Source organism: Mucilaginibacter oryzae (assembly GCF_003148845.1).
GTDB lineage: Bacteria > Bacteroidota > Bacteroidia > Sphingobacteriales > Sphingobacteriaceae > Mucilaginibacter > Mucilaginibacter oryzae.
Genome location: NZ_QGHA01000002.1, coordinates 550,934 through 563,593, shown reverse-complemented (window position 1 = coordinate 563,593; position 12,660 = coordinate 550,934). Strand labels below are relative to the sequence as shown.

At 43.7% G+C, this 12,660-nt stretch carries 14 protein-coding genes; 3 read left to right on the top strand and 11 right to left on the bottom strand.

Annotation, left to right across the window (positions count from 1 at the left end):
• Positions 1-28: 28 nt before the first annotated feature.
• Positions 29-1,357, bottom strand: coding sequence for an MFS transporter (locus LX99_RS07725; RefSeq protein WP_109607330.1), 1,329 nt, complete (start codon positions 1,355-1,357; stop codon positions 29-31).
• A gap of 73 nt (positions 1,358-1,430) precedes the next feature.
• A complete protein-coding gene (locus tag LX99_RS07720; protein ID WP_109607329.1) occupies positions 1,431-2,084 on the bottom strand; it encodes a hypothetical protein in 654 nt (217 codons plus the stop codon).
• Positions 2,085-2,340: 256 nt separating this feature from the next.
• Here LX99_RS07720 and LX99_RS07715 point away from each other — a divergent pair, with 256 nt between their 5' ends.
• Together LX99_RS07715 and LX99_RS07710 are read left to right on the top strand one after the other, a co-directional pair.
• Positions 2,341-2,847: a cupin domain-containing protein gene (locus LX99_RS07715; RefSeq protein ID WP_109607328.1), complete on the top strand. Its 507-nt coding sequence runs from the start codon at positions 2,341-2,343 to the stop codon at positions 2,845-2,847.
• A gap of 27 nt (positions 2,848-2,874) precedes the next feature.
• Positions 2,875-3,357, top strand: a complete 483-nt coding sequence (locus LX99_RS07710; RefSeq protein ID WP_109607327.1) for a hypothetical protein — start codon at positions 2,875-2,877, stop codon at positions 3,355-3,357.
• A 147-nt stretch (positions 3,358-3,504) separates the two neighbouring features.
• Here the strand turns inward: LX99_RS07710 and LX99_RS07705 are convergent, their stop codons facing one another.
• The 3 genes from LX99_RS07705 to LX99_RS07695 form a co-directional block, all read right to left on the bottom strand.
• Entirely contained in the window at positions 3,505-5,244 is a 1,740-nt protein-coding gene (locus tag LX99_RS07705) for a thiamine pyrophosphate-dependent enzyme (protein WP_109607326.1), read from the bottom strand.
• A 192-nt stretch (positions 5,245-5,436) separates the two neighbouring features.
• On the bottom strand, positions 5,437-6,690 hold the full coding sequence (locus tag LX99_RS07700) for a sensor histidine kinase (RefSeq protein ID WP_109607325.1): 1,254 nt from the start codon (positions 6,688-6,690) through the stop codon (positions 5,437-5,439).
• Positions 6,690-7,364, bottom strand: a complete 675-nt coding sequence (locus LX99_RS07695) for a response regulator transcription factor (protein WP_022831586.1) — start codon at positions 7,362-7,364, stop codon at positions 6,690-6,692. The genes LX99_RS07700 and LX99_RS07695 overlap by 1 nt, the downstream gene beginning before the upstream one ends.
• A 134-nt stretch (positions 7,365-7,498) precedes the next feature.
• Between LX99_RS07695 and LX99_RS07690 the strand changes: the two genes are divergently transcribed.
• A complete protein-coding gene (locus LX99_RS07690) occupies positions 7,499-8,158 on the top strand; it encodes a cytochrome b/b6 domain-containing protein (protein ID WP_109607324.1) in 660 nt (219 codons plus the stop codon).
• A gap of 225 nt (positions 8,159-8,383) precedes the next feature.
• Here the strand turns inward: LX99_RS07690 and LX99_RS07685 are convergent, their stop codons facing one another.
• From LX99_RS07685 to LX99_RS07660, 6 genes are read right to left on the bottom strand one after another with little or no spacing between them, the layout of a single operon-like run.
• Positions 8,384-9,070, bottom strand: a complete 687-nt coding sequence (locus tag LX99_RS07685; protein WP_109607323.1) for a VIT1/CCC1 transporter family protein — start codon at positions 9,068-9,070, stop codon at positions 8,384-8,386.
• A 6-nt stretch (positions 9,071-9,076) separates the two neighbouring features.
• The gene (locus LX99_RS07680; protein WP_109607322.1) at positions 9,077-10,300 is read right to left on the bottom strand and encodes a DUF3570 domain-containing protein; all 1,224 of its coding nucleotides are present in this window, start codon (positions 10,298-10,300) and stop codon (positions 9,077-9,079) included.
• A 14-nt stretch (positions 10,301-10,314) separates the two neighbouring features.
• On the bottom strand, positions 10,315-10,542 hold the full coding sequence (locus LX99_RS07675) for a DUF4266 domain-containing protein (RefSeq protein WP_022831589.1): 228 nt from the start codon (positions 10,540-10,542) through the stop codon (positions 10,315-10,317).
• A 3-nt stretch (positions 10,543-10,545) separates the two neighbouring features.
• Positions 10,546-11,493: an FAD:protein FMN transferase gene (locus LX99_RS07670; protein ID WP_109607321.1), complete on the bottom strand. Its 948-nt coding sequence runs from the start codon at positions 11,491-11,493 to the stop codon at positions 10,546-10,548.
• The gene (locus LX99_RS07665; protein WP_109607320.1) at positions 11,490-11,918 is read right to left on the bottom strand and encodes a thioredoxin family protein; all 429 of its coding nucleotides are present in this window, start codon (positions 11,916-11,918) and stop codon (positions 11,490-11,492) included. Before LX99_RS07665 ends, LX99_RS07670 begins: the two co-directional genes overlap by 4 nt.
• Before the next feature lie 9 nt (positions 11,919-11,927).
• On the bottom strand, positions 11,928-12,389 hold the full coding sequence (locus tag LX99_RS07660; protein ID WP_245927868.1) for a QcrA and Rieske domain-containing protein: 462 nt from the start codon (positions 12,387-12,389) through the stop codon (positions 11,928-11,930).
• Between the last annotated feature and the right edge of the window lie 271 nt (positions 12,390-12,660).

Here is a 12,660-nt window from a genome sequence, read left to right as displayed (position 1 = left end):
AAGTAGTACAAGCCTGCGTACAAATTGTTTAGGCCGATTTTGCTTCACCGTACTTAACCGAGCGATTTTCAGCAATCAACAACACAATCATCATGATCAACCCAAGTACAAAGAAACCATCGAGCGCCAGGGTGGAGTTGCGCATTTCGCTGGTGAGCGACTCTACCAGGCCGAAACAGAATAAACCTACAACAATTGAAATCTTTTCTGTAACATCATAAAAGCTGAAAAAAGAAGCCGTGTCGGGTATGTTTTCCGGCAGGTATTTAGAATAAGTTGAGCGCGAAAGCGATTGCACCCCTCCCATCGCTACCCCTATAATAACCGCGGCTACGTAAAACTGAACGGAGTTGGTGATCAGGTAAGCGCAAAAACACACTACCGACCACACCGCTATCAACCAAACCAGGGTACGCACGTTCCCATATTTTTTTGACGATGCAGAGGCCAGCATAGCACCGGGTACGGCCACCACCTGTATAATTAAAACGATCGAGATCAGGGCCTCCTCCGACATGTGAAGCTCTTTGGCGGCGAAGTTGCCGGCAACCAGCAAGATGGTTTGCACCCCCACCGAATAAAAGAAGAACGAAGCCAGGAAGCGTTTTAACAAAGGCATGCTTTTTACTTTGCCATACACTTTGGCCAGTTCTTTAAAACCACCTGTTAAAACGTTATACCGGTGCGAACCTACATTTGGTCGGCCTTTAGGCAACAGTCTGAAGGGGATGATGGAAAAACCGATCCACCAAACAAATACCATAATAAAGGAAATGCGTGCGGGCAACCATTCATCGGTAATACCGAATAGCTGCGGGGCCAAAACCACCACAAAGCAGAGAACCTGCACTACAATACTGCCCACGTAGCCGTAAATAAACCCTTTAGCGCTCACGGCATCCTGCTGATCGGGCGTGGCTATTTGCGGGAGATACGAGTTGTAAAAAACAAACCCGCCGCAATAACCTATCGAAGCGAGGCCAAAACAAATCATCGGGATCTCCAAACCTACTCCTGGTTTAAAAAAGAACAAGCCGAAACAAGCCAGGCTGCCCAGCCAGGTAAATAACTGCAGGTAAGTTTTCTTGTTGCCCTTATAATCAGCTATCGAAGTAAGTATAGGCAATATGGCCGCAACAATCAGGTACGATAGCCCCAGGATATAATTGGATAAAACAGTGTTGACAAAGGTGCGCCCGAAAAAGGTTACCGTATCCTTACCATGCGCGTTGAATTTAGTAACCTCTACAAAATAAGCGGGAAATATGGTAGAAGTGATAACGAGGTTGTACGATTGATTGGCCCAATCAAACATGCTCCAGGCCCAGATGGTTTTCTTATTATTTTTTGCTTCCATTGCGGGTTTAAAATTATGGAATTTTGGGCGAGTAAGCATACGCTGCCGACCTGTGGCTATTATTTATGGATTCTTATACACTGTCAACTGCATTTACATCTCGCCATTGCTGTTTAGCTTCTTCATAAGCTTTATCTATTATTAACTTAAAAGCCGGATCAGTTTCGGATATTTTTGCAAGTACATGTTGTAAATGTTGGAAAAACTCTACGATTGCAGTTTGTCTACCACTATCTTTTTCCTTATCCATCATCTTAGTGAAAAGCTTCTTGCAAATGGATTTTACATCGTCGAATAAGCTTAGAAATAGAAATTTATCTTTCTCTTCCATGAACCCGTTTGTTGATTGTTTCTCACCGTATCTTTTTGTTAAAAATGTTTTCAAGTCATTCAATTTAAAACATTGATGGAACATAAAGATTGTACTGTCATGGGCAAAGATGTTTCTAATCTCCGAGAACTTTATCAGTTTACTTTTTTCTTCTTTATCAATTACGTTAATGTCGGCGAGCAAGTTTAATTTATCATTAAACGACAAACCATTTTTACCTAATGATTTAGAATTTTCGATGTCAATATTTAAAAACATACCTAACATAATTGTAATAACCCGCTCGATAGTGACAGAAGCTTCAATTACTTCAGTACGAGCTGCCGATGGAATACTAACGAATAGAAATTCATCGAGAGTTCTGGATGGTGATTTTGATTCATTTTGTTCACTCATATCGTAATTTATTTATTTGATTTACAAAGCTTATCACTATGTACGCAACCTATTTGCGTAGAAGAAAAAAATATCGACTAAATTAGTTCAACCTAAAAAAGGTCAATATTCTTTACAAATATTATTTGTGTGACTGCAACATAAAGCTAACGTTTATTACGTAATTTCACGTAAACTGAGAGGCTGACAGTCAGAGGCAAGACGGATATTCCCAGTTTATAACTACGAAAAAAAACAGAAAAATTATTAGTTAGTTATGAATAATTCTTATGCTCAAGCTACAATTGCAAATCCTTCCGACGGCAAAGCTTACGCGATTGCCGGCGGTTCGTACCGGATAGTGATCTCCGGCAAAGAGACCGGCGGCGCTTATGCCCTTATTGAAATGATGGTGCCACCGGGTAATGGCCCCGGCCCCCATGCGCATGCCGAAATGCAGGAATCTTTTTATGTACTGGAGGGTGAAGTGGAGGTAAAAACAGAGGCAGGCAACTATACTGCCACTAAAGGTTCGCTTATCAACATACCTTTAGGTGGATTGGTGCATTGCTTTAAAAATCAGAGTGATAAAATGGCGCGCCTGCTATGTACGGTAATACCTGCCGGACTGGAAGACCTGTTTGCTGAAATAGGGCAACCAGCAGAATTTGGCGTTTTCCTTCCCCCGCCGCCTCTTGATGATGCTGCCAGGGAGAAACTGATGGCCTTAGCAAAAAAATACAATCAAAAATTTTACCCGCCCGATTACCTCGACAAAATATAAACGGCCCAATTATTTGTATAACTAATTGTGAAAGCTAAATTTTCAATACCTGCCCATGGCAGGCCGCAGCATTTGCTGTTATTTGCAGCCGTAATTTTGCTTATTTGTTCGTTTTTCAATTATTCCGGCCAGATCGATATCAACCTGCAGGATACTTATTATGTAATTTCATATACCATTTTATTCGGGGGCATTGCCTTAGCCCTATTGCTTTACTGGATAATTTATTTAGTTGGTAATAGTTTGTTACCTGTAAAAGCGCTTAGCTGGCTGCACATATCAAGTACCATAATAACTTTCAGTGCGTTTGGTATCTTAACCACCTCACATCAGCTTGGGATAACAGCCTCAGCGCACAGCCATGATGCGCTTGCAGACTTTAAAAAGCAGATGCAATGGATAAATTTTGAAGGCTACTTATTTATAGCCGCGATAGTTGCCCAGTTATTTTTTATCGCTAACCTGGTAACAGGCCTGGTCAAAAAAATCACTTCACCACCAATAAAATAACCATCAAGCCGCAGTGACAGATATTGACCGACCTTCAACAAGAAGCGTTTCTTACCCTATAAAATTTATAAAAAGACCGGATTACAACATTCCCCCCACAGGAAACAATCAGGTAATCCGGTCAATTGCTACTTATGCGAGATATTTTTAATCAAAAATCTCCGGCAAGTGCTTATAATTTCCTTTCACCGTAGCAAGCACTTCATCAAACTTGCCACCAAGCATCATTTTTGTCATGGAAACAGCCATGCCTTTAACCATTTTCAGTTCGATGTGCGGCGGCATTGCAAGGGCGGTACCGTCCGTTAAAACGTTAACCAGCACCGGGCCATCGAACGCAAAAGCCTCGCTGATGCCTTTTTCAAGATCGGCAGGATCATTAATGGTGATGCCTTTTATGCCCATCGCTTCGGCAACAAGGGTAAAATTGGGGTTTTGCATATCTACCTCATAATCAGGTATACCCATCACCTCCATCTCCAGTTTCACCATTCCCAGTGCCCGGTTGTTAAATACAATAATCTTGATAGGGAGATTGTACTGTTTTACAGTAGCAAGGTCGCCCAATAACATCGAAATTCCACCATCGCCGCACATGGCCACTACCTGCCTTTCGGGGCAGGCCAGCGCTGCGCCAATGGCATGCGGCATGGCGTTAGCCATTGAGCCATGCACAAATGAGCCGATCATTGATCGTTTGCCATTGGCTTTGATATGCCTCGCGCTCCAGACATTGCACATGCCCGTATCGCAGGTAAAAACAGCATCGGCCGATGCGTATTTATCGATAAGGGAGGCAAGCGCTTCCGGATGGATAGCATCCTGCTTACCCCAATCCTTAATATAAGCTTCCTGCTGAGCTTTTACTTTTGCGTGCACGTGCAGCTGCGCGTCCAGGAAACTGCGGTCTGTTTTCTCATCCAGCAATGGCAATAGGGCTTTAACGGTTGATTTGATATCGCCATAAAGTCCCTGGTGCAGTTTTGCCCTCCGGCCCAGGTTTTCGGGCCTGATATCTACCTGCACTATTTTTTTATCCTGCGGATAAAACTGGGTATACGGAAAGTCGGTCCCCAGAAGTATAACGAGGTCGCTTTCGTGCATGGCATGGTAAGCGGCCGGCAAGCCGAGTAAGCCGGTCATACCAACTTCGTAGGGGTTATCATGCTCCAAAAACATCTTTCCGCGGAAAGAGTAACCAACCGTGGCTTTCAGCAAAGCCGCCAGCTCCACAACCTCATCGTGCGCATCTTCGCAGCCTATACCGCCAAAAATGCATATTTTATGATGACGGTTTATCAATTCGGCCAGTTGCTCCAACTCCTGTTGTACGGGGGTAATATTGGCCTTGCAAAAGAAGTTGTTAACCGACGATTCTATTTCTACGGCATCCTCACCGGCTACATCCCCCGGGAAGCCTAATACCCCGACTCCTTTACGTTGTATAGCCGTTTGAATGGCTGCCTGCGTCATGCGGGGCACCTGTTTATTATTGGCGGCCACCTGGTTGTAGTAGCTGCAATCATCAAAAAGCTTGATGGTGTTGGTTTCCTGGAAATAGCCGCTGCCAAATTCTTTGGTGGCGCAGGTTGAGGCGATAGCCAATACCGGCGCGCCTGCGCGGTGGGCATCGTACAAACCATTTACCAAATGTACGTGACCGGGGCCGCTGCTACCCGCGCAACAGGCTAAACCACTCAGTTGCGCATCGGCCGAGGCGGCGAAGGCACCGGCTTCTTCATTACGTACATGAATCCATTTCAGCTCGGGTTTACGACGCACCGCATCGTTCAATTCGTTCAAACTATCGCCGGTGATGGCGTAAATGCGTTTTATACCTGCCTGCAGCAGCGTATCAACCAGTTGTTCGGCTACTTTTTTTGCCATGTTTTTGAGGTGTTTTGTTAGATGTATGTAGTTCTGTCTTTTACAATAACACCAAAAGCGGACCAATTGTTAAGCAGTTTGAAGTCAAATATTTGCAAAAATCATCTCCGGATAAATCTTTTTAAATATCGTTTTTTTACGAAATAAAGTAAACCGTAGCTATACAGGTAGGAATTAAGATTTTACGAAACACTAAAAAGTAACTACGAATTTATGCCAACCCGGTTCGTACTCATATTGGATGGAATAACCGTACAACTGGCAAATATTTTTCACCAGGGTTAAGCCCAAACCTGTTCCCTGCGAATCCTTCCCTTTTTGAAAACGCTCAAAAATCTGCTGCGTGTTCAATGCAATTGCTGTGCCGGTGTTTTTTACCGAAAGCTGGTTGACTGTAAGATCAATAAGTACGCGCCCTCCCGGTACATTGTGCCGGATGGCATTGCTGAAAAGATTGTTTAATAAAATATCAACGAGGTACTTACTGGCTTTAATTTGCCTGGGCGTAAGCGTATGTTCAATTGTAATTTCCTTGTTTTGCAAAAGTTCATGGAACTGGAATATTTTTGTTTCAATCACCTTTTCAACACTGATTACCTCCTCCTCGTTAACCATTTTGTTTTCCAGTTTGGATAATAGCAATAACGACTGATTAAGGCGGCTCGACTTATTTACCGAACTGTAAATGTCGGCGATTTGCCCCAGCTGCGCGGCACTCAATGTTTCATCTTGTATAAGGGTGTCGAGTTTTGTGGTAACCACTGCCAGCGGCGTCATCATTTCGTGCGAGGCGTTTTCGGTAAACTGCTTCAGGCTAAGGTAATCATGATTTACCCTTAACGACATTTCCCTTATTGCCTCATTAAGCTCGGTAAACTCGTCAACTTTGCTTGGTTTGCCCTGAAACTGGTCAACATCAGCAATGTTAAACTGTTTAATTTCATTCAGGGTAAGCTGAAATGGCTTCCACAAACCGTTCAGCATGTATTTATTGGTTACAAAAAGTACCGCAAGTAAACCAACCAGCAATGCCAGCGTGATAACAGAAATTAATTCGATAAGGTGTTTTTGATCTGTGCGCGATACTGTGATCACCACCTTATAGTTACTTTCGCCTAATTTCACCAAATCTTCTACCGCCCTGCCTGCTTCCCTTTTCTGCTCTTTGGGGTTAAAATAAGTGGTATCAAAAAATCGCCTGGTAAACGGTAATTGCGCATTGGTTTTTACAAATACAGCGTGGTCACGGTCAAGGTCATATTGCTGCGGGTCACCTTTATTGCTCCTGATGTATTCTTCAGCTTCTGTCAGCTGTTGCTGCAACGCCCTATCCAGTTGCTGTTTGCCAATGTAGCTTATGGCAAAGTAGTAAATAACCGCTCCTATCACTAAAACAGTAAGGGAGATGTAAACGCTTGTCCTGGTATAATGCTGCGATAGCTTCATTAATCAGTAAATTTATAGCCCATACCATATATGGATTGCAAATAGTCCTTTCCGCCTGCTTCCAATATTTTCTTCCTCAGGTTTTTGATATGGGTGTATATAAAATCAAAGCTATCATACATATCCATTTCATCCCCCCACAAATGTTCGGCAATGGCATTTTTTGAAATTACTTTTCCTTTGTTCGCTATAAAATAAAGTAGCATATCATACTCCTTCCGGGTAAGGGTGATCGGGGTCTGATTAATTTCAACAGTTCGGCCCTGCATATCGATCGAAATTTCATTAAAAACCAATTTATTGCCGGTATTAAATGCTTTCCGCCGGTGTATGGCCATCAACCGTGCTTTTAACTCCGCTAAATGAAAGGGTTTTGTCAGGTAATCGTCGGCACCTATATTAAGGCCTTTTAATTTATCATCAAGCGAATTTCGGGCTGATATGATTAAAACAGCCTCGTTTTTTTGGCTGCTGCTCAGGTATTCAAGTACGCCAAATCCCTCACCATCGGGCAGCCCGATATCCAGTAGAATGCAATCGTAATCATAATCAGAAAGTTTTTGCAGCGCCGGTGTAAGCGCATTGCAGCTTTCGCAGATATTACCGTCTACATTCAAATAACTTGTAATGTTTTCGCGTAAACCTCGCTCGTCTTCTATTACCAGGATTTTCAAAGTTTTTTAATCAAATTTAAATACCGAAACTGAAGAGAAGCTGAAGTACAAACTACAGACTTACTTCAAAATCATCAGTTAATTTACAAAACTTTTTAAACAAGGTTATAACAAATCCATCCCGGTTACAAATTATGGCAACAATACAACCAGATCACGTAGAATCCACTCACCGCGTGTATTCTGCTCCGTTGCGCTTATGGCATTGGGCTAATACCATCGTTATCAGCGGCTCATTAATAACTGTTTTGATCAACGCTACCATCACCGACAGGCACACGATATCAAATTTGGTTAAAACTGAACTTAAAAACCAGGGCGATACCATAACAGACAATCAGTCAGGCTCAGTTGCACATGCGCTTGGCGATAGCGTTTGGGCTGTACATACCTGGTTTGGTTATGTATTGGCGGCATTGTTGCTTTTCAGGCTCCTGCTGGAGTTTTTTCAGTTGGCTGATCAGAAATTTATCCGCCGGATTAAAAAACTCTATATCCAGTTTCACTCCACCAGGAAAGAGCGCGAACTGGTGAAACACAGGCTGATGGTGAAAACCGCTTACGCAGCATTCTACATCGTACTTATTATAATGGCCGTAACCGGCTTATTCCTCGCGTTTGAAGACCTGTTAGCGCCTTTCAAATCTATAAGGCACAGCGTTAAAGAGGTACATGGGTTTTGCATGTACCTCATTATAGCGTTTATAGTCGCGCACCTCGGCGGCGTATTTCTGGCCGAGCGAAAAAACGAAAAGGGTATTGTTTCGGATATGATAAACGGCGGTAAAAGTTAATCAAGCCGGAAAAATTAAAACAATGAGTGTTGTTTGAAAAAAAAATTCACACGAATTATATTTAGGTCATACACAATTTAAACGAATTACACGAATGGTCATTTTTCTATTATTAAAGCATTAGTGTAATTCGATAATTCGTAACAATTCTTGTAAAAATTTTTAAGCCGTATATACCATATTTTTTAAACCGGTTGAAAGTTATTCCACAGCTAATCATTTTTGTTATCCGGTAATCAGCTTTGCCATAATAAACGCGGCCCCTGCTGCAAGCGCCCCAATTACCACCACCTTTAATGCACCGCTTAAGGCAGGCTGCCCGGTCATTTTACTTTTAAAGTAACCGAAAATAAACAGGCAAATGATGGTTACTGCGCAGGAGTACAGCAGGGCCTCCTGCGCTTCCTTAATAATAATATAGGGCGAAAGCGGGATTATTCCGCCCACAATATATGATATGCCTATGGTTATGGCACTGCGGGTAGCCCGGTTTGCATTGGGTTCTTCCAGGCCAAGCTCATAACGCATCATAAATTCAACCCATTGCTTTTTGTCCTTTGCCAGTTCATCTGCAATTTGGTCCTGGAGTTGTTTGGAAAGCCCGAAACCTGCAAATACTTCCTTTACCTCTGTTTTTTCCTGTTCGGGCACGCGCTCAACTTCATCGTATTCGCGCTTCAATTCAGATCGGTAATGGTCAACTTCTGTTCGCCCGGCAAGATATCCGCCAAGGCCCATGGCGATAGATCCGGCTACTATTTCGGCAATACCGGCAGTAACCACCAGCGACGATGAGCTTACCGCCCCGCTTAGCCCCGCCGCCAGTGCGAAAGGTACTGTTAAACCATCAGACATACCGATAACGATATCCCTGATGGTTTCTGAACTTGTTACATGGTGTTCACGATGCATATTAGTCTATTTAAACTTCATTGCTAAAGTTACAATATTTGAATTTAATCCGGTGGAGCGCATGTAATGTCCGGCCCTGATCTCCAGCGAATTGAAATGCTGCCATCCAAACACTCCAGTAGGCGGCGATAATCTGATGTTGGCACCCACAAAGCTGCTGTGCAATGTCGACAGATCGTAATCGCTGGTGTAATAAATGGCCCTTGGATCATGTTGCCCGTACGGCGCGAAATAGCGCGTTCCCCGCTGGTTGTTATACCTGTAATAAGGGCTTACCGATACAAACGAGGTTAGCTTTACTGGTATTTCCAACTCGGCGGTATGCGCCCTGATCCCCCAGTTGTCCAGGTAGTACCTGTAAAACGTCCTGATCACAAAATGATCGTCAAGGAAATAATTGAACCTTACCGCGATGGGAAGTTTATATCGGCTACCGGGTAGGTTTTCAACCCTTTCAGATCCGTCGGTAAAATAATCGCGCTGATATTTTGTGGCCAATAAACCATGCTGATACGAAGGTTCCACAATAAACAGGGCCTGCAAGCGCGTGCTTAACACCTGCGAAATTGCAAATGACGTACTGAATGAATTGCGGGGGCTGTGGTCTACCTTACCCCGCCCGTCGCGGTCTGAACCTGAACCATATCCGGGCGGCCTTAATTCAACCGGCAATATAACTTTCCAGGTATCAAGAAATACCTGTCCCTTAAAATCAAACTGTGTGTTTTTATCTTTTGATACCCTTGTGAGGTTGATCCCGCCTCCGAACGACTGGTAATCGAACTCGTGCGAATAAGACCCGGTTAAGCCGAACGCGTTTCCCGTTTTATCATTAGATACCGTCCAGTTTAGTGAAGGGTAAACCCGGGTATCCTGCCTCGATGCTGAAGAAATGCTGTACGGGTCGATCTTATCAGAAGAAGCGGACGTATAATGATCCACACCCAATTCAAAAGTAAAAGTGTGCTTATTTCCCCCTATACCATATTTAGATAACTGTAAATCGAAAGTATTGGCAAAATCAGTCAGCTTTTCGGTACCGATACCGCCTGTAACTGCCGAGTTGTTACCGTCCTGGTGGTAATAAGCGGATATGATATTAATTTCATCAATTTTAAGTTTCCGTGCCTCATAATTGCTGCTATCTTTTGCGGGCAAGGTTTTAGTTTGTGCATGCCCGGCAACTATCCCTAAATACAAGGCGGCAACGCATAAATATATTTTTCTCATTTCCGGCCGCTGTTTTAATTACATCCGCAGCCGCCGCCGCTTTTTCCGCCATTCGCGCCCGAGCCGCCTTCGCGGTACAACTGGAAACTTTGCTCAAACTTTTGCGATTTACGGGCCGATAGTTCCATTTCCGCGTCATTAAGACGGTTTTTTTGATAAGCCTTTACCGAAGTGCAGGACGACAGACCAATTGCCGGTAAGCTACTCACCAGCATCAATTTAAGCAGGGGTACTTTTTTCATGTATTAATTTTTAACGTTGATATTTTTAGAGGTGTAAAGACGGTTGTTGTCGTCGATGATGACGCAGGCAAGTTGTTGGAGTTGATTGACCAGATCCAGTCCTACCCTTACCCCCATTACGGTTACCGGTGTCGCCATAGCGTCGGCAAATTCTGCGCTCGGGCAAATAATACTCACGCTTTTAATGCCGCTTACCGGGAGGCCTGTTTTAGGGTCGATGGTATGGGAATATTTTTTACCATTTATTACAGCGTACTTTTCATAGTTACCGGATGTGGCAATGGCCATATTACTGATGTTTAGGGTTGAAAACGGTGTCAATTGCCTGTCGGGGTCTGCAATGGCTATGGTCCATGGCTTACCGTTAGGTTGCGTTCCCCAGGTGGTGAGGTCGCCGGCTGCATTTACAATCCCGCTGTTTACACCATTTTGCTGTAAAACAGCTTTTGCACGGTCGGCGGCATACCCCTTCCCTATCCCGCCAAAACCAATGCGCATACCTTTTTCTTTAAGCATCACCGTGAGGCTTTCAGTATCCAAAAGCACGTTTTTATAATTGATCAGCCGCACCGCATTACGCGCGGTTTCGGCATCCGGTAAACTTTTCATGTTTACATCAAAGTTCCACAGGCTTTTATCAATTGATCCGTAGGTAATATCAAAGGCCCCCTGGGTAAGCGCGGATATTTTCAGCGCACGATGAATAAGCTGAAACACCTCCGCGTCCACTCTTACCGGCTTTATGCCTGCGGCGGCATTAATTTGATTGGTTTGACTATCCGGGCTAAAGGTGGTGAGCAATTTTTCTATCCGGCTTATTTCGGCTACAGCCAGGTCAATACGGCCCGACGCCCAATGCTCATCATCGCTTACTACGCTTATTTCAAAGCGGTTGCCCATCAGCTTCAAAATGCGCTTATGAACGGTTGGTATTACACCGGCTTCCGTCATTTTGTAAATGCTTTAACCTGTTCAATAAACTGATCGGCAGATTCATTTGGATACCCATCCCATTGTGTTAACACCTTGCCGTGTTCATCAACCAGTAATGTAAAAGGGAACTTGCCATCGGGATTATATTGATCAGCAAGCGCCTCGTTCAGTTTCACCTGTTCTTTGCTCAATTGATTTTTCTTTTGCCGCGGAAAATCAGCCCTCACCAAAACAAGCTTATCAGTAGCAAAATCGTTGAATTTGTCAGATTCCAGTATCTCTTTTCTCAACCGGATACAAGGGCCGCACCAGTCAGAACCGGAAAAATTTATCAGGATGAGCTTATGTGATGCAGCCGCTTCGGCCTTTGCTTTGCTGAAGTCGCCAAGCCAGGTAACCGGCTGAGCCGTAAATAAAAAAAGTGCGATGATCAGTAATTTCATGTTATTTTTTTAGGAGAATACCCGCAGCGAGGTACCCGTTAGTGTTGTTTTGTATACGGTGAGGTTACGGTTTGCCGGCGCGTTTTTAACCACTCCCGCCTCTGTAAAGGCCGAACCGTGGTTATTACAATAAAACTGCTGGCTGCCTCCCTGGTAAATCAGCGGATAGCTTTCGTGTGTACAGGATTGCTGTACGGCTATGTAACTACCGGTAGTTGTTCTGGCAACAATTACGCCGTTTGAAGCAAGGTAGCCGCCGTTATTAAGCAAAGCCGAATTTGCCGAAACACTAAGATCAAGTGTAAAATCAACGCCGGTAGGCCCGGTAACGCCACCGCCCAACACGTTATCTGATTTTTTACTGCAACCAATGCAATTGATCAATGCGAACGATGCCGCGGTAATGCCGATTGTTGAAAGAAACTCTTTTATGTCCATAAATTTAAGATCGGGTATAGCAATAAACTCCATTAATCCTGCTGAGATAGTTACTGTTTAACCAGCGCCCGGGGATTTGAAACAATAGTATCGTAACATTCTGTAGTTGAGATGAAATCCCGGATCTTTAACAGAATTTAACAAAACGGCGACCTTTTATCTGCCGACCTGTTCACCCGGAAGCGGATAGCATTGAAGTTTAAACTTGCTTTGTGATTACGTTGTGACAGCAATCACAATTTAAACTGATAACGAGCATGTTAATTTTATAAAACCCGGCTTAGTTTTGTTAAGATTAAATACA